A 22,764-nucleotide genomic window follows, 5' to 3' on the forward strand; every position below is an offset into this window, starting at 1 on the left:
GGATGCCGTGCCCTTACAAAGGATTTATCTGTCGCAAACATTATGTGATTTGATATGACTTGAATTTTGTACTGATTAGTTATTTCTGCCAGTCTGCACTAGTTTTTTGGTTTTGTGATCAATTAATTTTCTTAACTGAACTGCATTTACAGATAAGTAGAGCAGGGCAGCAGTAAGATAATTTGATGTATCACAAAATTGTCGATGCTCCCTACATAGATTTTATCTGTTGCAAACATTATTTGAATTGGTATAAGCCTACATTGAAGCTATTTCTAAATTGATTAGTTTTTCCTCGCCTGATAAGTTTTAAAACCGCCACTAAGGTTATAAGCATCAAAACCGTTGAGCCTTAAAGCACGAGTAGCGTAATAACCCCTTTGTCCGACTTGGCAATAAACCCAAATCTCTTTTTCTGCAGGTAGTTCACTCATACGCTGACGCAATTCAGGTAAGGGAATATTAATTGCTCCTTCTACATGGCCTGCTGCAAACTCATTCACCCCACGCACATCTAAAAGTAAGCCATTTAATTTTGGTAAATATTCCCAATGTGCTAAAGGTGCATCTTGATTTAGATCGTTAGCTGCAATCATCCCAGCCAGATTTACTGGGTCTTTGGCTGCACCAAACTGAGGCGCATAACATAATTCAGCTTCTTCTAAGTCATAGACTGTTGCTCCTAGTTGAATTGCCATTGAGATGACATCTATACGCTTTTCTACCCCATCTTCTCCCACAGCTTGCGCTCCGAGAATTTTGCCATCGACGGGAGAAAACAGCAGCTTCATATTAATCGGCTTGGCATTGGGATAATAACCAACATGATGCCCAGGATGTAAGTAAACTTTGTCATAGCTCCAACCTAAGTGCTTGAGTGTTTTCTCATTCGCACCTGTAGAAGCGATCGCTAATCCTAACAAGCCACATACTGAGGTTCCTTGGACACCTCTAAAATTAGTATTTCTATCGAAAATTGCATTGGCAGCGATTCTCCCTTGACGGTTAGCCGGGCCTGCTAAAGGAATGAAAGTCCATTCTTTAGTGACAAAGTCTTGTACCTCCACTGCATCCCCTACAGCCCAAATGCGGCGATCGCTAGTTTGCATCTGTTCGTTAACGCGAATCCCTCCACGCGCTCCAATTTCCAGCCCCGCAGCCTTAGCCAGTGTGGTTTCTGGGCGAACACCAATTGCTAAAATTACCAAATCAGTGGTGTGGATTTCTCCAGATTCTGCGATCGCGTTAATGCTGCCATCAGGGTTAGATTCAAATCCAACGACTCCATCCCCTAGACGTAACTTCACACCATGCGCTGCTAGGCGATCGTGAATTGGTGCTGCCATTTCTGGATCTAAAGGTGCCATCACCTGAGATTGATTTTGTAATAAAGTCACAGCTATACCGCGATGGAGAAGATTTTCGGTCATTTCTAAGCCGATGAAGCCTCCACCCACAACCACAGCGCGCTTGACTTGCTTTTGCTCAATCCATTCTCGAATGCGACGGCTATCAGGAATAGTTCGCACAGCAAAAATTCCGGGTAAGTCAATTCCTGGTAGTTGTGGTCGAATTGAGGCTGCTCCGGGTGCTAGTACTAAAGCATCGTAAGATTCTTGGTAAATTTCGCCTGTTTTATTGTTTTTTACCTTAATGGTGGCTGTTTCTTTATCTATATCCAGTACTTCATTTTCCAATCGCACATCAATATTAAACCTATCTTTGAATAAGTCTGCATTCGCTACGATCAGCTTTTGCTCATCAGTAATCACATCACCAACGTAGTAAGGTAATCCACAATTAGCAAAAGAGACATACTGACCTCTTTCAAACATAATAATTTCTGCGGTTTCCGATAAACGGCGCGCCCTCGCTGCACAAGAAGCACCACCAGCAACACCACCAACAATCAAAAGGCGTTTTCGCTCGCTTGTCATTTTTTAAACTCCGTTATTCAAAATAGATGTAACAATACCTCAGAGCCAAAACTCCCGATTTTCTGACATCTGGCTCACAAACACCGCAATATCAATAGAAATGGGTAATTGATGCTACAGACTAGAATGTCGTTTTATTCTCTTATTATACTACTATATAGTAGTATAGCAAGTTGATGTACTGTTGACTGTGAAGTGCCATTGACCAATTACCAATTACCAATTACCCATTACCAATTACCCATTACCCCTTACCCATTACCAGCTATCTTTAATTTCACCACCCTACTTAAATACAATTAAGCACCCTGGAAATAGAAGTTTGCGCTTCAATCACCAGGATGCTTAACGATAAAAAATTGTTGTCAATTCAACAATATGGAAAGATAGTTTGATTGATGTGTAAGCTATATTTCGTTAGCTGACAGAAACTTTTAAACTGCTGGGTTGTGCGAGATTACCTTGAAAGACTACGCCTCGTTGATTGGCTTGTAGATGACGCAGAATTTTGTAAATAGACTCAATTTCTTGAGATGCACCTGCTTTCTCGGCAATTTCATCGAGAGTTAGAGCAGATTTTGCTGATTGTAGAACTTCTAGGACGCGCTTTTGCAAGTCAAGAATTGCGGCGGCGGCTTTTTTACCAGCTTCAACCCCTGGTTGATGGTAAGCGTTGATGTTGACTAAGCTTGCATACAAGCCAACAGCACGTTCATATAAAGCAATTAACGCCCCGACAGTACGCGCATTGACTTGGGGAATAGTTACGGTAATGGAATCACGCTGATTTTCATACAGCGCTTGTCTGGTTCCTAAAAGAAAACCAGAAAGGTAATCGCCTGCTGTTACACCAGGATCAATTTCGGGAGATGGATTTTTACGATCTTCTAAAACTTCGATTAAGGTAGCAAAGAAATTGGGTACACCTTCGCGCAACTGTTGGACATAGGCGTGTTGATCGGTTGAGCCTTTGTTGCCATAAACAGCAATACCTTGGTAGACGGTGTTACCATCTAAGTCTTTTTCTTTACCCAAGGATTCCATAACCAACTGTTGCAAATAGCGGCTGAACAACAGCAAGCTATCTTTGTAAGGCAGCACCACCATGTCTTTTTCACCCTTACCATTACCGGCATAGTACCAAGACAAAGCCAGTAAAGCTGCTGGGTTATTTTTCAAATCTGCTACACGGGTAGCATCATCCATTTCCTTCGCGCCTTCTAACATGGCGCGAATATCAATCCCTTGCAATGCAGCTGGTACTAAACCCACAGCAGACATTTCTGAGGTGCGTCCGCCCACCCAATCATACATGGGGAATCTTGCCAGCCAGCCTTCAGATTTTGCAACTTTATCGAGGTTACTATCAGCACTGGTAATAGCTACTGCATATTGAGCAAAGTCCAAATTTTGCCCAGCGTAGGCTTTTTTAACTTCAATCATCCCGTTACGTGGTTCTGGTGTACCTCCAGATTTGGAAATCACCAAAACTAAAGTGCTAGCGAGGCTATTTCGTAACTGAGTCAGAATGCGATCGATACCTGCGGGATCGGTATTATCGATAAAGTGAATTTTCAGGGGTGGGAAATCAGAGGACAGGGCTTCGGCGACAAATTCGGGGCCAAGCGCAGAACCACCAATACCTATAGAGATGACATCGGTAAAACGATTAGCTCTAGGAGGATGAATAGCACCTGTTTGGATTTTTTCTGCAAAAGCTTCGATTTGTTCTAAGGTTTGGACAATTTCTTGGGTGAGTTCTGGAGTTGGTGCTAAATCGGGATTCCGCAACCAGTAATGTCCAACCATGCGATTTTCATCCGGATTAGCGATCGCACCTTTCTCCAGTTCCGCCATATCCGCAAACGCCTGCTCAAACTTCGGCCGCAACGACTCCACAAAGGCATCATCAAACCGCATCCGACTAACATCAAGATACAGCCCTAATCCCTCGTGGAAATATAACCAATCCTGGTATCGTTGCCAAAGTGCTTTAGCATCCATAAGGGAAATCTCAACTTAACGTGTTTTTCACAAACCAGTTTAATGTAAGGCTATAGCGATCCCTGCTTTGCCTTATACAGTTTTAAGTGTTGACCTAAGCTCTGCCCTTAGACATCTGGCATAGGGATGACACGCAAAAATTTGACGATTTCACCCCTCACTTCTATGCCCACTAAATATTCATCTATAGTAAAGCGGTGAAATATTGCCTCATCATCAAGCTGACGAAATTCTGGGAGCGATCGCATCTGCCAATGGTGAGCGAATTCAAAAAACACAAAATTGTACACCCGCTCATAAGCAGATGTTTCTAAACTTTTCAGGTCTAAGAGAAATGACCTGGTATAGCGTACTTCCAGAATCACTTAAGTTTCACTTCCAAAATACATTAACTGTCTGATCGCTTCTTCTTGGGTTAATATATCCCACGGCTGTTGCGATCGCTTGGCTTGTTCTATCGCTTTGAGCATATAACAGTCACAATGCAAATTGTAGACAGCAGCCCAAGTACTTGGCAGATCCTCATCCGCTAACAGATCGACTAAGTGATGAATTCTCGTTCGCAGCAAGTTCATATTTCTCCTCTTAGCCCTCACCAAACAATAGTATGCCCATTTGTTCAGCAATGGTTATAAACTATGGGGAATTGGGCATTGGGCATGGGGTAATGGGTAATGGGTAATGGGTAATGGGTAATGGGTAATGGGGAACAAACACCAAACCCCAAACACCAAACACCCAACACCAAATGACAATTGACAAATGACTAAATATCTATGTTTGAATATTTAATATTTTTAGCGATTTCTACAGCCACATTTGCATTGTTTAGTTTGGGACTGAATTTGCAGTGGGGTTTTACAGGGTTAATTAATTTTGGTCATATCGCTTTTATGACCCTGGGAGCTTATACAACAGTATTATTAAGCCTCAAAGGTGTTCCTATACTTGTTTCAGCTATTGTGGGGGCGATTGTGGCGGCGTTGTTGGGGTTGGTAATTGGGTTTGCTACTCTGCGCCTGCGGGAAGATTATCTAGGAATTGTCACCATTGGGGTGGGAGAACTAATTCGGTTGGTAGTAAATAACCAAGATTTACCAGTAGGTGATACTTGGATATCTGGGGCATTTGGTGTACAAAGTTACCCTATTCCTTTCTCGGAAACGCCCAATCTATTTTTCAGATTTGTGATGATGGGATTGCTAACGCTGCTTTTAGCGGTGACTGCGTTTTCATTGTGGAGATGGATTAACAATACCCGTATTTCTGGTGCTACTGAGAACGTAACGCGCAAAACCAACAAACAGGAATTTGTATCGCGTTTAGTTGTGGGGATAATCTTGGGGCTGCTGGCAATAGCTGTTTATGTTTCTGGCATCATCAGTTTATATAACTACATCCCTAAAGCAGGTTTAATGCTGGTGGCGCTGTTAGTCTTAGCATTTGTTTTCTGGCGATTGGAAATGTTAGTGCGATCGCCTTGGGGTAGAGTACTAAAAGCCATCCGCGAAGATGAGGAAATTCCCAAGGCGCTGGGAAAAAATGTCTTTTGGTATAAACTACAATCACTAATGTTAGGCGGTGCGATCGCGGGGATTGCTGGTGGTTTCTTTGCTTGGCAACTCAGTGCTGTTTATCCCGATAATTTCCAACCACAGCTGACTTTTGACGCTTGGATTATGGTAATTTTAGGCGGTTCTGGGAATAACATCGGCACAATTTTAGGTACGGTGATTTACTTTGCTTACGATGCCATTACCCGCGAACTTTTACCGAAAATTATTCCCCTGGATGAAGCCCGTCTCGGCGCATTCCGCATCATGGTGATTGGTTTAATTTTGATGGTACTGATGATTTGGCGGCCACAAGGTATCTTAGGGAAAAAGGAGGAACTTACCCTTGGTAAATAACCCATCACCCCCACTTCCCCTACTAGCGGCTACTGGACTTTCTAAAAGCTTTGGTGGCATTAAAGCTGTGAATAATGCCAATATCGAAGTAGCTAAAGGCAGTATTACAGGCTTAATTGGCCCCAATGGTGCTGGTAAAACCACCTTTTTTAACTTACTTTCTAACTTCATTCGCCCAGATAAAGGACGAGTGATTTTTGACGGTGAACCCATTCATCACCTGCAACCATACCAAATTGCCCAGCAGGGAGTAGTCCGCACTTTTCAGGTAGCCCGGACTCTTTCGCGGTTGTCGGTGTTAGAAAATATGCTGCTAGCGGCGCAGAAACAAACCGGGGAAAATTTTTGGCAAGTACAATTGCAACCCCACATTGTCGCCAAAGAAGAAAAGCAACTACAAGAACAAGCAATGTTTTTGTTAGAGTCAGTTGGTTTAGCCAAAAAAGCCCATGACTACGCTGGTGGTTTATCTGGGGGACAACGCAAGCTGCTAGAAATGGGACGCGCCTTGATGACAAATCCCAAGCTGATTTTATTAGATGAACCAGCAGCCGGGGTAAATCCCAGATTAATTGATGATATTTGCGATCGCATCCTCAACTGGAATCGCCAAGATGGTCTGACATTTCTGATTATCGAACACAACATGGACGTAATTATGTCCTTGTGCGATCGTGTTTGGGTACTTGCTGAAGGACAAAATTTAGCCGACGGTACACCCGCAGAAATTCAAACTAATCCCCAAGTTCTCGAAGCGTATTTAGGAAAATAATATATTGGGCACGGGGCATGGGGCATGGGGCATTGGTAATTGGTAATTGGTAATTGGTAATTGCTGTTCGTTATTTATTCCCCTTTCTCCCTTCCCCCTTCCCCCTTCCCCTCTTTCCCCAATCCCCAATCCCTCATATCCGCCAATAAACTCCTTCTTCTCGCGTCATTAGTTTATAGCCAATTAATTCTCGCCTTAAGGTAGCGTAGTCAGGATGGTAAAGCTGCAGAGTTTCATTCACTACTCTTTCTGGATACTGAACCCCCTCGTCAAATTTACTCGCCAGCCACTTGAGAATGACTAAGCGCTTTTTGCGGCTAGCGGGAATCTCCTTGAGGCGTGGTACTTCCTCAATATTCTTGCTGTCACTCTCCAAATAGTTTTTTAAGACTTTGCTTTCCCAAGCTGCAACATCTACATCCTCTATTAACGATGCCATTTTCTCAGGGGTGAAAATTTCTTGGCTGAGATTTTGTAGAACTTCGCTATCCAACTGGTAAAAGCGGCTGTTACCCTCTGGGCGCATAGTGACTAAATTTAATTCCTTGAGTTTTGACAGGTGATGTGACACCGTCGGTTCTTTAAGTTGCAATAGCACTGCTAGCTCTTCAACACTACACTCTTGGTTTGCTAATATACCTACAATTTTTAATCGACTCTCGTCTGCCAACGCTTTGAAAAATTGCAGTAGGGTTTGAAACTGTTCTTTCCTCATAATTTGTTATAATCGAATTCGATTCCAATCTAATTAGAGAGAAATCGAATTGGTTATCTTGTCTCCCTCTAAACAAGCGGGGGGGTGTTTTGTCGTGATTGTGAATTATTGTTAATTCTGCGATTTGTTCGGTCAGAAGTTGAGATTTCTTAAGTAGTTCTTCACATTTCGCCATGTTCAGATCATTCACAAATCGAAAGAGAAGGAACGGAAGTATACCCAAACAGGGTACTTCATTTGTACAGGCTGCTAGGTTTTTAGGTGTAGATCAAAGTACTCTCTATATGGCTTTGCAAAAAGGGCAAATTCCCACTAGCAGAAGAAATGGACGCACTGTAATTAGTCAAGGCGCTTTAATGGACTATAAAGCTAGAACTCGTCCTATCTTATAAGCTATTCTGAGCGCAAGTATTAACAATTTAAAACAGTGGCTATCATAACTACCACAAATTCATGTACCCCGAACAAGGATTTATAAATTTGGTAGTGAGGTATTTTCTATTCCAACAATTTTCAATTTAAGCAGCCACCTATAAAGGCACAACATTGTTTGTGTCTTTATTTATAATAATAGGACTTACGCAAGTGTCATATTTTTTTCGTTGAGGTTTGTCCAGGGGAGTCAGTCACGTGCGGAGGTTCCCTCCGTTGAGTGAACTGGCGTTCAAATGTCAAGAGTCCAAAAAACCTAAATTTTTGACCCTTGACTCTTGACTCTTGACTCTTATGCCAGAGGATCACTGTGCCAGTTGCGTAAATCCTGAATAATTTAGGTTGCACTATCAATTATTAATTACAAATTTTCTTAATCTTCTTCATCTTCTGCAAAATTAACTTTCTCATAAAGGTCTCGTAATTCAATTTGAAAATCCACAGTTTGCAGTGATAAAGTTGCAGATTCACCTTCAATTTCTGTAAATGACCATTGGCTTGCGGCAGTTTTTACATATTGCATTACATGATACTGATATTGGTCAATTAAAATATATTCTTGGAATTCTGGAAGAGAGCGATAATAAAGAAATTTATCGCCTTGGTCATAGTTTTTGGTAGATTTAGAGAGAACTTCCGCAATTAATAACGGATTCATAACTGTTGTTGTGCTAGTTCCTGTGTAAATCGGTTCTCCTGCGATTACCATGACATCTGGATATGTATGTTGCCGATAACGGGGTATCCACAAACGCACATCACCAATATAAACATCATAATTTTTGCGTCTTAAAGCAATTTTTAAAGATGCTGCTAAATTCAAAGCAATTTTATTATGATTGGTAGTTCCACCCGTCATCGATACAATTTCTCCATCCCGGTACTCGCTTTTATATTCTGCTTTTTCTTCAAGTTCCAAATATTCTTCAGGTGTGTAATAGCGCTTTTGGGTTTCTAACTGCATATAGCATCTATAATTGTTTGACTATACTAAATTATTTTGACGCAAGTGATAATTTGCAAGTTTTACTTTGCTGCTTATTCCTATCGTACTCAATATTTTTTTGTGGGACACTTAAAGGGTAAATAAAAACTTTTGACCCTTACCCTTCTAAACTAAATTATGAGTCCAAAATCTTTCACTTAAGACTTATTTAATAGGAATTACACAAGTGTTACATTTTTTTCGTTTAGGCTTTCAAGAGTCAAAAGTCAAAAGTCAAAAAAAACTGGATTTTTGAACGCCAGTCGCCTCAAGTCGGGAAACCCGCCCACGGCGCTGGCTCCCCTTGACCCTTGACTGTTGACTCTTAAACCAGAAGATTGATCTACCAGTTGTGTAAGTTCTATTTAATTGTAATAATTTCTTCTTTTGATAGTTCTACTATCATACCAATATTCTTGCGCTGTTTTAATTAAGACTATGGTATGAGTATAAACATTATATTACCATATAGTATAATAGTAGAAAATAACCCATAAAGTATTATTACTTTTCTATGTCAGAAGTTTTTCCTGGGGCATTAAGCCCAGTTGCTGACTATTTTAAAGTCTTGTCTGAAGTTAGTCGGCTACAAGTTTTATGTTGTTTGAAATCGGGTGCCAAAAATGTTACGGAAATTATCGCCTTAACAGGACTCGGACAGGCAAATGTGTCGAAGCACCTCAAAGTCTTGACTCAGGCGGGTATTGTTAAAAGAACACCAGAAGGTGTCAGCGTCATTTATGAAATCGCTGATCCTATATGTTTGCGATTATGTGAGTTAGTATGCGATCGCCTCGCGGAAAGATTAGAGGAGCAAACCCAACAGCTACAAAGCCTTAAGCCTCTAGCTACTGCTAGCAAAAGGTTCTAATCTGGAGTCATTGCTGGTGCGTGGGAGCAAATCCTAACGCACCAATGATGTCTGTAGACTTAGCTAAACTGTTCCTCTGCATCTAGGTTAAATAACATTTGCAGAGTCTGCATACATCGCCGTCTAGCTTCTACATCTTGCTGCGCTCGCAATTGCACCATCGGATCGTGTAAAATTTTGTTAACGATACCTCTCGTTAAAGCTTCGATGACTTCTTGATGCTTTTCTGCGAATTCCGAACCCAAGCGCGACAAAGCTTTTTCCAATTCCTGTTCGCGGATGGTTTCCACTTTATTTCGCAGACAGCTAATGGTAGAGACAGTTTCTAGACTGCGCCACCAAATATCAAAAGCTTCTACTTCCTCATCCAGAATTTTCTCAGCTTCTTGAGCCATTTTGCGGCGGCTTTCATAGTTTTGTGCCACAACCGCCTTCAAATCATCCACGTTAAACGCCTGGACATTTTCTAGCCCATTTACATCAGAATGGACGTTGCGGGGTACAGAAATATCAAATAGCATCAGAGACTGGTTAGGCTCTAACACCATTTCTAATTTCGCACGATCCAAAATGGGGTCTGTAGCGGAAGTGCTGGTAAATACCAAATGACTGTTGGCAATTACTGCCATCATTTCTGATAGCGGATGAATTTCAATTGGCTGATCTGGAAACAGTTTAGCCAATTCTACGGCTCGTTGATTTGAGCGATTTAAAATACTAATTTGCCCAGCGCCTTTAGAAACAAGGTGCTGTACTAGCAAGCGAGACATTTTACCAGCACCGAGAATAGCGACTCGACAAGCTGCTAAGTTTTCTACCTTCATGTGCGCCAATTCCACAGCCGCCGAACTGATGGAAACTGCGCCAGTACCAATGCTAGTTTCCGTACGAACTCGCTTACCCGCTGTTAAAGCTTGTTTAAATAATCGATTGAGAATTGTTTTTATACCGTTATATTGTTGTCCCAGTTTGTGGGTATTTTTCACCTGAGCGAGAATTTGCCCTTCTCCCAGTACGAGACTATCTAACCCAGCAGCTACGCGCATCATATGCATCACAGCATCTTCATGCAACAGCATGAATAAGTGTTGGCGTAAAGATGTGACAGGTAATTTGCTGTATTCGCCCAGAAACTGAGTTACTTCCCGAATCCCATGTTCGGTTTCACCAGTGACGATGTAAATTTCCAGACGGTTACAAGTGCTGAGAATAGCAACTTCGTCAATATGGGGAAAGCTGGTAAGTTGAGCGATCGCGCTTTCTGTTTGAGGTTCTGGAATACTCAGCTTTTCCCGGATTTCTACTGGGGCTGTTTTATGGCTTAACCCCACCACTGCTATATTCATCTGCTAATTAGTAATTGCTAAATGGTGATTGGTAAGTGGTGATTGGTCAGTTAGGAGTTCATAGAATTCATAACTCCTAACTGAAAAAGTGCTGAGGAATAATCAAGAGACTATAGTCTGGGAGTACTACTGGGTACTCAATACCTCAGCGGTTCAGTCAGAGTGGCGAAAGCCGCCACTCTCAACTGCGGTGACTCCGCGCTACAATTGATTACCGCAATTGTACGGTCTTAGGATTATCAAACATGTGAATGGTATCCACAAACCGAGCGGTGTTTGATTGGTTGGAAATAACTAGACTTTGAGTTCTGGCTCCACCTTTGAAGAAGCGTACACCTTGCATCAGATTTCCAGAGGTAATACCACTAGCAGCAAAAAGTACAGTTTCACCAGATGCGAGTTCATGAGCATCATAGACCTTATCAGGGTCGTTGATATTCATGGATTTCAAACGATCTAGGTTAGCTTCTTTGCTTTCGCCAATTAAGCCTGTTTTGACGATCGCAGGGTCATAAATCAACTGACCTTGGAAATGCCCACCTAGAGCGCGCATAGCGGCGGCGGAAATTACTCCTTCTGGTGCTGCACCAATACCCATTAGGGCATGGATATTAGTTCCAGCGAAACCACAAGAGATGGCTGCACCCACATCACCATCGGAAATTAGTTGTACTCTCGCCCCAGCATCGCGGATTTCTTTAATCAAATCGTTGTGGCGTTCGCGCTTCATGACAACTACCACAAGTTCTTCAATAGAACGATCTAGACACTCGGAGAGAATTTTGAGGTTTTCCGTTGCTGACTTGTTAATGTCCACCTTGCCTTTAGCTGCTGGTGGTGCTGCTAACTTCTTCATGTAGAAGTCAGGAGCAGCAAATAAGCCACCTTTTTCAGAAATTGCCAATACAGCCATTGAGCCAGGTTGGCCGTATGCTACCAAGTTCGTACCTTCACATGGGTCAACGGCAATGTCAATTTCAATCAATTCATCTGGGTTACAGAAGTCCTTAGCATCTGGACGGGCGCAGATACCCACCTCTTCCCCAATATATAACATGGGAGCATCATCACGTTCGCCTTCGCCAATGACAATGCGACCACGCATATAAATTTTGTTCATTCTTTCCCGCATAGCTTCCACTGCAACTTGGTCAGCAGTGTTCTTTTCGCCCTTACCCATCCACTTGGCGGATGCGATCGCGGCTTGCTCTACTACCTCAATAATCTCTAATCCAAGTGTATTTTCCACAGAGTCGCCCTCTCAACTGCTTGACTTCGCGTCGTTTTTTCTAGCTATTCCAGTCTTCAAGTCTACCAAAGGGCGGATACACGTGGAAAATAGTCTTAATGAGGCTCTATGTTAAGTTTTAATGCTAACTAAATTTTAAAGTTATATTTATAACTCGTTATTACTTGAATATACTTACATAAAATTGCTAAATATTCCTAAAAGATAAAGCTGTATCTTTAGAGCAATATACAAAACATCAACTCAAAGGTATTTTCTAGTAAACGCTCTGGAGATAAATCATGTTTATTGACTACATCACTTTGATGTTAATCAATATGGTAGCTGGATTATTTCTACTAGCAGATTATGTCTATCGGGGGATAGTTAGCGATCATCAGAAACATTGGATTCCTGGCTTTGGGGTAACAGGAGCGATCGCATTAACTACGGGGTTACACATGAGTTTTACTTGGCCCATTGGCGGTAGTTTTAACATCGCTTTTGGTGAAACCACAATTTTATTAGGAATATTATTTATTGGTGCTGCGATCGCGCTGGCTTTGGGATGGGATTTACTCACACTTGCAATTTACGCATTCTTTGCGGGGTTAGTTGCAGTTGTTATCGGTTTCCGTATTATTAATTTGGGACTGACAAAACAACCTTTAATTTCAGGAATAGGTTTTATCCTTACAGGCTTAGGAGGTGTTTTTGCTGCACCTACTCTCTATTTGAAAACCAACCGAACTTGGCGCTTAATTGGCGCAGCCGTTCTCATCGCAGCAGCCCTAATTTGGGCATTTATCGGTTATATGGCTTACTGGAATCATTTAGAAAGTTTCCAACAATGGGTTCCTGCGCCAATGCGGTAACCTACAATAGCTTCAAAAATTAGTAATTTGTAACTCTCATCTACTTTTCAATTACGAATTACGAATTACGAATTAATAATTGTCATGTTTTAAGCTAGAGAAAATTCAGATAAATCTACCATCTCTTAAAATATGCTGGACTTTCTCAATCCGCTTTTAAATCGACACCCAGAGCGAGTAAAAGCCAACGTCGAAATTTATACTTGGCAAACTTGCCCTTATTGCATTCGCGCTAAAATGCTGCTGTGGTGGAAAGGTGTGCAATTCCAAGAATACAAAATTGATGGCAATGAAGCTGCTAGAAGTCAAATGGCAGAACGTGCTAACGGTCGGCGTACAGTACCACAGATTTTTATCAACACTCAACATATTGGTGGTTGTGATGACCTTTATGAGTTAGATACCAAAGGTCAACTTGACCCCTTATTAGCTGAACCGGCTTAACTTGCAATACTTGTCGGTTAAGGGGAAAAGGGGAAGGGTTAAAGGGGCAAGAAAAAACCTTTAACCCTTACCCTTTCTCCTGTGGAGACGCTACGCGTAGCTTGCTTCCCCGAAGGGGTACACCTTTTCCCCAAACCAAATTCCGAGTTGAAAATCCTTAACCGAGCAGTATTGGCTTAACTTGCATTTCTCACAAGCAGCAGATGTAGGTTGTTTTAAGCGCAACGCAACCCAACATGGATTTTGAAAGCTGAACCTATATTTCCTTGTTGGGTTTCCTGACTGGCTCCCCAACCTACTAATCTGGTGAGAAATTTGGGTCATGCTTCCTATTAATTTATCTCGGCAACTTCTGGAAAAATATTACTGATGTCATGATGGTTCTGACCCCTCATAATTAACAGTTTTATAAACTTTTCAAAAACAACACAGAAAGTTTATCTAGTCTTGTCTTTACGAAAATAAAAAATTCAATAACTGTCACTACATTGAAAATTTAAATATAACAAAAAATTAAACTTTAAATTTTATTAAAAATTGCATTAAATTTCATTTAAAAGACCACACTATTTGCACTTTTTAGCGGTTAATTGTGGCAGATTTCAATGTGTCATAAATCCGGAAATGTTCCCAAAAAATGACTACAATAAGTATATATAGTTACTTATAAAATTGCTTGGTGGAGGACTACTATGAAAGATTTTCGCCTCCGGATTAAATCTCAATTAGCCTGGCTTTTAGCTCTAGGTGCTGCTATCGTCGCGCAACCCGTAATAGCACAGACAGCAAACTTTGGCACACTGAAGCTATCAGCAGGCTTTAATCCAGCGCAAGGAGTTGTGGAAGGATACACAGGCGGATCTTACTCACTATCTGCCATTAGTAACCGCGATCGCGAGAAAAAAGCCTGTATCGGTTTTGCAGATCCCCAGCCAGATCACATCATTACCTTAGAGAAAGACTTTGCTCGCCTCAAATTCCTAGTTAATAGTGGCGGATACGACACCACTATGCTCATCCAAGGCCCAGACGACTCAACAATTCGCTGTGGCGATGATACTGGTAAAAGTAAAGATGCCAGCATCGATGATCGCGACTTCAAAAGCGGAACTTATCGGATTTGGATAGGTACCTTTAACTCTGGAGACAAGCATAACTACACTCTGACAGTGCAGCAGCCGTAGAGGGATTGGGTATTGGGTATTGGGGACTGGTGACTGGGGACTGGGAAGAAAAGGAAGAAATAACCTTTGACTTTTGACCTTTGACTCTTGACTCTTGACTCCTACCCAATTTGTTACGAGTTACACCGAGAAAGATAATATGGGAAGGTAGCTCGTTTTGCTTTCCGAGGTTACTATCTCGTGCTATCTACAATGCGTGCCGACTTTAGCATCATCTTTGAACGTGACCCAGCTGCTCGCAACTGGTTGGAAGTTTTATTCTGTTACCCCGGTTTGCAAGCTTTGCTATTTTATCGGCTGGCTCACTGGCTGCATATGATTGGTATTCCTTTTATCCCCCGGTTGATATCTCATTTAGCTCGGTTTTTGACGGGGATTGAAATTCACCCAGGTGCAACCATTGGACATGGCGTGTTTATTGACCACGGTATGGGTGTAGTAATTGGCGAAACTGCGATCGTGGGAGACTATGCCCTAATTTATCAAGGTGTCACCCTTGGTGGTACTGGTAAAGAAAGCGGCAAACGCCATCCAACTTTAGGCGAAAACGTGGTAGTTGGTGCAGGTGCAAAGGTACTAGGAAATATCCAAGTTGGTAATAATGTTCGCATCGGTGCTGGTTCGGTAGTGCTACGTGATGTACCTTCTGATTGCACCGTTGTTGGTATACCTGGCCGGATTATCTATCGTTCTGGAGTTCGGGTTGCACCTCTAGAACACAACAACTTACCAGACTCCGAAGCTGAAGTCATTCGTGCTTTAGTAGACCGAATTGAAGCATTAGAAGAACAAATACAAGTTCTTCAGCGTAAACAACCTGCTGATAAAACACCTGTTTTTGCAGGTCACTTAGCTGTTGAGGAACAGGAACACACCAAAGAAACTGCTTGGTGTAACCTCAGAGATAAAGCCATTCAGCAGTTCTTAGATGGTGCTGGTATATAGCAATTGTCATTGGTTATTGGTCATTTGTCATTTGTCATTAGTTATTTCTTCTCGTACCCCTACCTTTTAATTAGGGATTAATTTCTTCACTAGACCATTCTTGCTGCTCATGGCGATGGTACAACCAGCGATTTTGGGGTTCACCACGTAACTTTAAATGATCTACTTGTGTAGGGTCTAGTAGGAGTAAGCAAAAATTGGGTAATGGCTGACTGGGATCTGGTGGGGGTGGAGAAAAGGTAGCTTGTTCATCTTTATTTCTCACTTTACCTGGATGAGGCCAAGCAAATTGTATCCGCGCTGCATCGCTTAATTCTCTCCAAGTAGAAATACGTGCTAATGCTAATTCTGGTTGAGAATTATCGCTTTCGACTAAGGTTAAGTTACCAGTAATCCTAAATTGCTCTCTGGAATTGGGGAAGTACCAGCAGACTTCTGCCCAAGACTGTTGCTGTATCTGTTCAGCTTTCTCACTGCGAGAATCAGTAATAAATTTTAGCTGGTTGGTATCTGCTAAAAAGCCACGAAAAACTATAGTTCGATTGGCAGGTGTACCATTTGCCCGTACTGTTGCTAATTGTACGTAACGGGCATAAGCCAGACTACGATTTTGATGGAGGGCGTGAGCGATCGCACTTCGCCAAGGAGCAAGAGACATGACGCTGAAAAACGGAAACAATATTATACATTATTGCCGAATGTTGCATTTTGTACTGTTGTGAAGTAAGCGCAAGTTGTCCCTTTTGGCAATCTTTCATCCTAAATCTACTTAGTCTATAGTCTTAATCTGTCAGCACGCAACAAGACTGGATTTATGGTTCGAGAGCTTGAAAGAAAACGCCAGAGTACAAGGTTTCCCGAAACTGCCCCTGCAGCTAATCCTGTATTTTTCAGAACCTATAGCCGCCGCAGCCCGGCAGGTTTGAGAGAAACTTGGGATGAAGTATGCGATCGCACTCTTCAAGGCTTAGTGGAATTGGGGAAACTCAGCCGCGAAGAAGCCGAGATTTTAGACAAGATGCAGCGTAATATGAAAGCCCTACCTAGCGGGCGCTGGTTATGGGTTGGTGGTACCGATTGGATAGCCAAGCCAAAAAACTTTTCTGGGGCTTACAATTGCACTTCTACCAACCTACAGGACTGGAAAGCCTTTGGGTTGATGATGGATTTAGCAATGATGGGCTGTGGTACCGGAGCCATCATCGAACCAAGATATATTAATCAGTTACCGCCAATCCGCAATCGCCTTAATGTCAAAGTTCAGGGTGAAATTGGTGCTACTCCCAAAGACCAGCGTCGAGAGTATACGGAAATTTCTATACAGGGTAATCAAGTTACTATCTACGTTGGCGATAGCCGTGAAGGTTGGGTGGAATCTTATCAAACCTTATTAGAACTTTCTACAGATGAGAAATTTAGTGGAGAAGTTCAAGTATTTGTTGATATTAGTGATGTTCGCCAAGCTGGAGAAACCTTAAATGGCTTTGGTGGGGTGGCTAATCCAGTTAAATTGCCCGTCCTTTACCAAAATTGTGCATCTATCCTAAATAAAGCTTTAGGAAGGCAATTAAATTCTGTTGAGTGTTGTCTATTAATCGATCAGGCTGCTGTAACAATTGTTGCAGGTAACATTAGAAGAAGTGCGGGCATGAGGCAGTTCAAGTCTGACGATGAACTAGGCGCTACTGCCAAAGATAATTTATGGCAGCAAGATGCAGAAGGTAACTGGAGCATTGATCCAGAGCGTGATGCTCTCCGGATGGCAAACCATACCAGAGTGTTTCATCGCAAGCCAACATTAGAAGAATCTATTGATGCTGTTCGTAAACAATATTACAGCGGTGAAGGCGCAATTCAATGGGCTGGAGAAGCTGTAGCTAGATCTAACATTGATTTACTACCAACATCAGCATTGAAAGTTGATTTCTTGAAGGCTTACGAACAGGGAACAGCAAAAGATTGGTTGCAAAAACGTTATCCAGAAATGGATGCTGAGGAATTAGAGCATCGTTTAGCTCGGTTTGGCTTAAACCCGTGTGGTAAGTAGTTTTGCCTCACGTAAAAAACCCTGCAAATACGGGGAAAGCTGAGATGCTAATCCCGTGGTAATCAATGGATCTAAAAAGCCGTTGACACCGTACAGCGTAGAGAGTGAAACTAGATTGCAATGAAAATTGTTTTTTAGAATATAACCTCTCCAAGAGTGTGGGGGTACGTGTGACTAGTACTTTCTACGGCTACTCAGGTTTTTACGGTGAGCATTGTCTCCGGTCTAGTCTTGAATACATTTACGCAAGATATTTAGACTATATGAACATTGGTTGGACATATGAACACAAAACCTATTCACTCTCCAACGGAGTTAGGTATAAACCTGATTTTCTGCTGGAGACAGGAGAATATGTTGAAATCAAGGGTGCTTTCAACTTTCAGTATGACCTACCAAAAGTTCAGCTTTTTGAGTCTGAGTACAATGTAAAAGTTAGCATTCTGCAAGAAAAAGACTTAAGACAACTCATCAAACCAACTCCTTTTATATTTGAACACTTAAAACACGAATGGAAATCTCTTGCTAAAGTCAGAGGTATGAATAGCTTTGGGAATAAAAACCCAATGTATGGTGTTAATCAAACTCAAGAAACCAGAGCAAAAATTCGTGCCCAGGCAATAGCCAGATTTGCAGATCCTGAATTTAAAGAGAAGTTTCTCAATAGTCCCAAAAGGAAAGCTTATCACCAGTCTCGAAAAGGGCAAAAAACAGGTCTAATTGCCCCTAGATATACTTTAATTTGTGAGTTCTGCCAAAAAAACTTTGAGGTAATACGGCATAAAGTATCTCAACGACGTTTTTGCTCAAAGCATTGCTCAGTCCAAGCGCAACATGGCAAAACATCAATCACAAATCCAGGTATCCAAGCCCTAGCCTATACTTTTGCATTAGACAATTCTGAGAAACTGTATTCTTTAAAACTCAATAAGCTGAAGGAAGTTTTTCAGCCTTTGTGGGATTTAATTCAAGAGGAGTACAACATTTTGGATATCAGGACTATCTGCCAAATTGTTGTAGGAAAACCCTGTAGTCGTAAGGAATTTCTCTATTATTTACGGTCATACGTACAAAATGTACGCGGAGCTACAGGGAATATAGAACCTGTAGAACTAGAGGATAAAAAGCCTCTAGGTTAACAAAAATGGAAATTATTGGTAGTAACTTTCACTGTAATTTGTCAGAAATTCACCTGAATCAACTTGACCCAAAAAATTACAAAGAACAAGAGGAAGCTTTCACTGCTGGGGCGCTTTCTGTAGCCTCACTTTTAAACCATAAATTCCTCGAACCTCGCTATCAAAAAAGCCGGGAATTAGACCCAATTGTTGGGGTTTCTTTTACAGGCTTATTTGATTTCTTTGTTCATGCTTTTGGTGTTGATTGGTTGCGTTGGTGGGAAGCAGGAAGACCTGCTACGGAACAAGGATTAGCATTTAAGCGCCAAGAAGCGGAATACCTGAGTTACTGGAAGGATATTGTACATCGGGCAGTTTGGGATTATTGCGATCGCCATCATCTCAAACGTCCCAATCGCTGTACAACTGTCCAACCTAGCGGTACTAAAGCACTATTAACAGGTGCTAGCTCCGGTTGGCATCCCCCCAAAGCGCAAAGATTTATTCGCCGCATTACTTTCCGCAAAAATGACCCCGTAGCCTTAGCTTGTATTGACTATGGTTACAATGTGATTCCTTCTCAATCTGATAAAGATGAAAATGGTCATTTGCTCAATGATCCCTTTGATCCTCGTGTCAGCGAATGGTTAGTAGAAATCCCAGTTGCTGTACCTTGGGCTGATTTACCAGGAGCAGATCAAATTGATGTTTCTAAGTTCTCTGTTTTAGCTCAATTAGATTTTGTGATGCAAGTTCAGAAGCATTATGTCACTCATAATACCTCTGCAACTTTAGAACTACGTTCTGAGGAAGTAGAGCCTCTGGGACAGCGGATTTACGAAGCTATTCAAAATGATGAAGGATATATTTCTGCAGCGCTTTTAGCTCGTTTTGATGATTTACAATCCTTCCCTCGTTTACCTTTTGAACCAATAGATAAATCCACCTACGAGCAATTGAATCAAGAAGTCAAAGCACGAAGAATTACAGATGATTTCTGTGCAGTACTAAGTCGCTATGATTTAGGTGAATTGTCTGAAGCAGGCCCATCTGGTTGTGATTCTGATAAATGTATGTTCCCTGAACAGCAGCCAACCTCATAATGCACAATAACAAGCAAATTAGGATGAGGTAAAAATCTAGATACCCGACTTAATTTAATAAGTCGGGTATCTACGTATTCGGGACTTTTGTATACTACGCTACTAATAATCTAATTTTGATTTCCACGTTACGATCAATAAAGAAGTAATAATTTTATAAGGCTATTACCAGGAGACTCTTAATGTTCATTGATGAATTGTCACCTATTTTCAAAGAATTTACCCAGCACCCAGCCTCATTTTTGGGAGGGTTTTTTTCAGGTGTGTTTCGGCTTAACCTTGCAGATGATCCCGTGAAAAGCTGGCTAGATAAACAAACTGGCTCAACCACTTACACGCCAACTGGAACTGACGCTCATAATGGTAAAGCATCTGGGCCTCAACAGATTACGATTGATTAAACCTCCGCATCAGGCAAATCCAGCTTGAAAAACAAAGCTAAGGATTAGCAACTAGTAGTCCACCACTTTGATTCATCTATCAAATTTAATGTGGTGTACTACTAGTACCGCTGTGCTAAATTCAAAAGTCAAAAAGTTTATAGTTCCAGGCTGTTAGCTCGTTGACCTACGTAGCACTGTACTAGACAAATTTACAATCTTTACTATTAAGTAATTCTTATATATAATCAGTATAAAAATTAACTATTATACGATAAAATTAGAAAAATATATAATAACTATTAATTTTATGTTATGAGGGTTTGTAAAATCTCATACTTTGAAAAATATCACGATCAGTTATTATATGAGCGTATGAGTAAGTTCAGCCACATGGCCCATCTAGTTGTACACCACCCTACAATTAGGGTTCCAGCGCTACAACATTCGCCATATGTGAATCAGAGGAAACTGTGCCAGAGTTGCAAGTTATATATATCTGTTTTTTAGCTGAACTCATCGCTCCTTGTTGAAACTTACGTGATCCCACATGACTATTTACGTTGGAAATCTCTCCTACCGCGCTACCGAAGCGGATTTAAGAGCAGTTTTTACAGATTATGGTGAGGTAAAAAGGGTAGTTTTACCTACAGATCGAGAAACTGGCAGACTGCGGGGCTTTGCATTTGTTGATATGACTGAAGATGCCCAAGAGGATGCTGCTATTACTGAATTAGATGGTGCAGAATGGATGGGCCGTCAACTCAGAGTCAATAAAGCTAAACCACGAGAAGATAATCGGCGAGATAGCTGGGCTAAAAAACAAGAGATATAAAATCTATGAGATACGATAATAGCAAATAGGTTTCTAGTTACGCAATACCTGAGTAGGTAAAATATACTAGAAGCAATTTTCCATCATAGTAATTATCTAAAAATTAGACCCGACTAGTTGCGATCGCTAAACAGATTCCGATCTCTGGTCGGTTTTTCGCATTTTCAGCAAAATCAATACATGGCTGTGCAGGCTACATAAACTTTGAGATGGGATGTAGCTACAGGATAAAATTGCCAAATAATTTAAGTATATTTGCTTAAATCTATTACTTAAGGCGTAACAGCCAATAAATTTTCATTTCTTTAGTTTATCTAAAAACAGATATAGGTTATCAAATTACCTTTCTAAGATAGAGGCAGAGACTAGATAATTTGCCATCAACGGCATCAGCCGAACGAACACAAAATCCTAGGGAGAACAACAAAATGGCTCAAGCACCTGAATCTTTAGATTTGTCTAAAAAATTCGGTGGAGATAGGGCTTTAGATCGTGATTGTACAACGTTATCCCGTCACGTTTTACAGCAATGTCAAAGTTTTGCAGCAGAGGCGCAGGATTTGAGCGCGCTGATGAATCGCATCGCTCTAGCAGGCAAACTAATTGCTCGTCACATGAGCCATGCTGGATTGATGGAAGGTGTTTTGGGATTTACTGGGGATGTCAATGTCCAGGGAGAATCCGTCAAAAAGATGGATGTCTATGCCAATGATGTATTTATTGCAGTTTTTAAGCAAAGCGGCTTAGTTTGTCGCCTAGCATCTGAGGAAATGGATAAACCTTACTATATCCCCGAAAACTGCCCTATTGGTCGCTATACCTTACTCTATGACCCAATTGATGGTTCATCGAATACCGATATTAATCTCAGTTTAGGTTCAATTTTTTCTATTAGGCGGCAGGAAGGCGATGATACTGATGGTAAAGCATTAGACCTACTCACCAATGGACGCAATCAGATAGCGGCGGGATACATCCTTTATGGCCCCAGCACTATGCTTGTCTATACTATAGGTAAGGGCGTTCACTCATTTACCCTCGATCCCAGCTTAGGTGAGTTTATTCTCACAGAAGAAAATATCCGCATTCCGAATCACGGCGCAGTCTACAGCGTGAATGAAGGGAATTTTTGGCAGTGGGAAGAATCTTACCGAGAATATATCCGTTATGTCCATCGTACAGAAGACTATACTGCTCGCTACAGTGGGGCGATGGTCAGCGATATTCATCGAGTGTTGATTCAAGGTGGAGTGTTCCTCTATCCAGGGACAATTCAAAAACCAGAAGGTAAGTTGCGCTTACTTTATGAAACTGCTCCCCTAGCTTATGTGATTGAACAAGCAGGTGGCCGGGCGACGACAGGATTGGTAGATATCTTGGATGTAGTACCGAAAAAACTGCATCAGCGCACACCTCTAATTATTGGTAGCAGAGAGGATGTAGCTAAAGTGGAGTCTTTTATTCAAAACGGCCACTAATACTCAAAGGTCAAACGTTAAAAAGCTGATAATGTCAGCTTTTTAGAGATTTTAACTTTATTGCATGAGGAGTTAGAAGCTGATACAAAGACACTGCGAACATCAGCCTAAAGTAAATAAAAGTTAACTATGGCGATTGGGAATGCAGAATAGCA

General features: G+C 41.4%; 21 protein-coding genes and 2 pseudogenes. 14 read left to right on the forward strand and 9 right to left on the reverse strand.

Translation table 11 applies throughout. From position 1 onward, the window contains the following. Window positions 1-284: 284 nt before the first annotated feature. The 4 genes from AACU25_RS26590 to AACU25_RS26605 all read right to left on the reverse strand — a co-directional run bounded on the left by AACU25_RS26590 (window position 285) and on the right by AACU25_RS26605 (window position 4,516). Window positions 285-1,937 (reverse strand): FAD-dependent oxidoreductase, encoded by a 1,653-nt coding sequence (locus AACU25_RS26590; RefSeq protein WP_096580828.1) that lies wholly within the window; start codon window positions 1,935-1,937, stop codon window positions 285-287. Window positions 1,938-2,354: 417 nt separating this feature from the next. Continuing rightward, the gene (locus AACU25_RS26595; protein ID WP_096580830.1) at window positions 2,355-3,941 is read right to left on the reverse strand and encodes a glucose-6-phosphate isomerase; all 1,587 of its coding nucleotides are present in this window, start codon (window positions 3,939-3,941) and stop codon (window positions 2,355-2,357) included. A gap of 107 nt (window positions 3,942-4,048) precedes the next feature. Beyond that, window positions 4,049-4,306, reverse strand: coding sequence for a hypothetical protein (locus tag AACU25_RS26600; RefSeq protein WP_045873391.1), 258 nt, complete (start codon window positions 4,304-4,306; stop codon window positions 4,049-4,051). Further along, window positions 4,307-4,516 carry a hypothetical protein gene (locus tag AACU25_RS26605; RefSeq protein ID WP_045873390.1) on the reverse strand — a complete coding sequence of 70 codons (210 nt, stop codon included), beginning with the start codon at window positions 4,514-4,516 and terminating at the stop codon, window positions 4,307-4,309. It lies immediately after the preceding gene. 201 nt (window positions 4,517-4,717) lie between these two features. Here AACU25_RS26605 and AACU25_RS26610 point away from each other — a divergent pair, with 201 nt between their 5' ends. Both AACU25_RS26610 and AACU25_RS26615 read left to right on the forward strand, forming a co-directional pair. Next, window positions 4,718-5,851: a branched-chain amino acid ABC transporter permease gene (locus AACU25_RS26610; protein ID WP_096580832.1), complete on the forward strand. Its 1,134-nt coding sequence runs from the start codon at window positions 4,718-4,720 to the stop codon at window positions 5,849-5,851. After that, on the forward strand, window positions 5,841-6,623 hold the full coding sequence (locus tag AACU25_RS26615; protein ID WP_045873388.1) for an ABC transporter ATP-binding protein: 783 nt from the start codon (window positions 5,841-5,843) through the stop codon (window positions 6,621-6,623). The genes AACU25_RS26610 and AACU25_RS26615 overlap by 11 nt, the downstream gene beginning before the upstream one ends. A gap of 133 nt (window positions 6,624-6,756) precedes the next feature. Here AACU25_RS26615 and AACU25_RS26620 read toward each other — a convergent pair whose 3' ends face one another. Continuing rightward, window positions 6,757-7,338: a DUF2087 domain-containing protein gene (locus AACU25_RS26620; protein ID WP_096580834.1), complete on the reverse strand. Its 582-nt coding sequence runs from the start codon at window positions 7,336-7,338 to the stop codon at window positions 6,757-6,759. 173 nt (window positions 7,339-7,511) lie between these two features. On the opposite strand from AACU25_RS26620, the gene AACU25_RS26625 reads away from it, so the two are divergent. Beyond that, window positions 7,512-7,730, forward strand: a complete 219-nt coding sequence (locus AACU25_RS26625) for a helix-turn-helix domain-containing protein (protein WP_096580836.1) — start codon at window positions 7,512-7,514, stop codon at window positions 7,728-7,730. Window positions 7,731-8,143: 413 nt separating this feature from the next. Here the strand turns inward: AACU25_RS26625 and AACU25_RS26630 are convergent, their stop codons facing one another. Further along, on the reverse strand, window positions 8,144-8,734 hold the full coding sequence (locus AACU25_RS26630) for a Uma2 family endonuclease (protein ID WP_096580838.1): 591 nt from the start codon (window positions 8,732-8,734) through the stop codon (window positions 8,144-8,146). 535 nt (window positions 8,735-9,269) lie between these two features. Between AACU25_RS26630 and AACU25_RS26635 the strand changes: the two genes are divergently transcribed. After that, window positions 9,270-9,626 (forward strand): ArsR/SmtB family transcription factor, encoded by a 357-nt coding sequence (locus AACU25_RS26635; protein ID WP_096580840.1) that lies wholly within the window; start codon window positions 9,270-9,272, stop codon window positions 9,624-9,626. 59 nt (window positions 9,627-9,685) lie between these two features. Here AACU25_RS26635 and AACU25_RS26640 read toward each other — a convergent pair whose 3' ends face one another. Together AACU25_RS26640 and glpX are read right to left on the reverse strand one after the other, a co-directional pair. After that, window positions 9,686-10,972 (reverse strand): glutamyl-tRNA reductase, encoded by a 1,287-nt coding sequence (locus AACU25_RS26640; protein ID WP_096580842.1) that lies wholly within the window; start codon window positions 10,970-10,972, stop codon window positions 9,686-9,688. 211 nt (window positions 10,973-11,183) lie between these two features. Next, the gene (gene glpX / locus AACU25_RS26645; protein WP_096580844.1) at window positions 11,184-12,221 is read right to left on the reverse strand and encodes a class II fructose-bisphosphatase; all 1,038 of its coding nucleotides are present in this window, start codon (window positions 12,219-12,221) and stop codon (window positions 11,184-11,186) included. A gap of 281 nt (window positions 12,222-12,502) precedes the next feature. On the opposite strand from glpX, the gene AACU25_RS26650 reads away from it, so the two are divergent. The 4 genes from AACU25_RS26650 (at window position 12,503) to cysE (ending at window position 15,648) form a co-directional block, all read left to right on the forward strand. Then, window positions 12,503-13,075, forward strand: a complete 573-nt coding sequence (locus AACU25_RS26650) for a DUF981 family protein (protein ID WP_096580846.1) — start codon at window positions 12,503-12,505, stop codon at window positions 13,073-13,075. Between the two features lie 132 nt (window positions 13,076-13,207). Next, window positions 13,208-13,519, forward strand: coding sequence for a glutaredoxin 3 (grxC, locus tag AACU25_RS26655; RefSeq protein ID WP_096580848.1), 312 nt, complete (start codon window positions 13,208-13,210; stop codon window positions 13,517-13,519). A 692-nt stretch (window positions 13,520-14,211) separates the two neighbouring features. Next, window positions 14,212-14,703 (forward strand): hypothetical protein, encoded by a 492-nt coding sequence (locus AACU25_RS26660; RefSeq protein WP_096580850.1) that lies wholly within the window; start codon window positions 14,212-14,214, stop codon window positions 14,701-14,703. A gap of 180 nt (window positions 14,704-14,883) precedes the next feature. After that, on the forward strand, window positions 14,884-15,648 hold the full coding sequence (gene cysE / locus AACU25_RS26665) for a serine O-acetyltransferase (RefSeq protein ID WP_096580852.1): 765 nt from the start codon (window positions 14,884-14,886) through the stop codon (window positions 15,646-15,648). A gap of 70 nt (window positions 15,649-15,718) precedes the next feature. Here cysE and AACU25_RS26670 read toward each other — a convergent pair whose 3' ends face one another. Further along, complete coding sequence (locus AACU25_RS26670) at window positions 15,719-16,306, reverse strand: Npun_F5749 family FMN-dependent PPOX-type flavoprotein (protein WP_096580854.1); 588 nt, start codon at window positions 16,304-16,306, stop codon at window positions 15,719-15,721. 156 nt (window positions 16,307-16,462) lie between these two features. Here AACU25_RS26670 and nrdJ (AACU25_RS26675) point away from each other — a divergent pair. The 6 genes and pseudogenes from nrdJ (AACU25_RS26675) to fbp form a co-directional block, all read left to right on the forward strand. After that, window positions 16,463-17,692 (forward strand): annotated as a pseudogene (gene nrdJ / locus AACU25_RS26675) (ribonucleoside-triphosphate reductase, adenosylcobalamin-dependent); the annotation flags it as partial. Between the two features lie 173 nt (window positions 17,693-17,865). Next, window positions 17,866-18,834: an NUMOD3 domain-containing DNA-binding protein gene (locus AACU25_RS26680; protein WP_190445875.1), complete on the forward strand. Its 969-nt coding sequence runs from the start codon at window positions 17,866-17,868 to the stop codon at window positions 18,832-18,834. Window positions 18,835-18,842: 8 nt separating this feature from the next. After that, window positions 18,843-19,916: pseudogene (nrdJ, locus tag AACU25_RS26685) on the forward strand (ribonucleoside-triphosphate reductase, adenosylcobalamin-dependent); the annotation flags it as partial. A gap of 182 nt (window positions 19,917-20,098) precedes the next feature. Continuing rightward, window positions 20,099-20,317, forward strand: coding sequence for a ssl0294 family protein (locus tag AACU25_RS26690; protein WP_096580858.1), 219 nt, complete (start codon window positions 20,099-20,101; stop codon window positions 20,315-20,317). A gap of 529 nt (window positions 20,318-20,846) precedes the next feature. Further along, window positions 20,847-21,131, forward strand: coding sequence for an RNA recognition motif domain-containing protein (locus tag AACU25_RS26695; protein WP_096580860.1), 285 nt, complete (start codon window positions 20,847-20,849; stop codon window positions 21,129-21,131). A gap of 428 nt (window positions 21,132-21,559) precedes the next feature. After that, the gene (gene fbp / locus AACU25_RS26700) at window positions 21,560-22,609 is read left to right on the forward strand and encodes a class 1 fructose-bisphosphatase (protein WP_096580862.1); all 1,050 of its coding nucleotides are present in this window, start codon (window positions 21,560-21,562) and stop codon (window positions 22,607-22,609) included. Window positions 22,610-22,764: the final 155 nt, after the last annotated feature.

This window comes from Tolypothrix tenuis PCC 7101, from assembly GCF_963874875.1.
Classification (GTDB): domain Bacteria; phylum Cyanobacteriota; class Cyanobacteriia; order Cyanobacteriales; family Nostocaceae; genus Aulosira; species Aulosira tenue.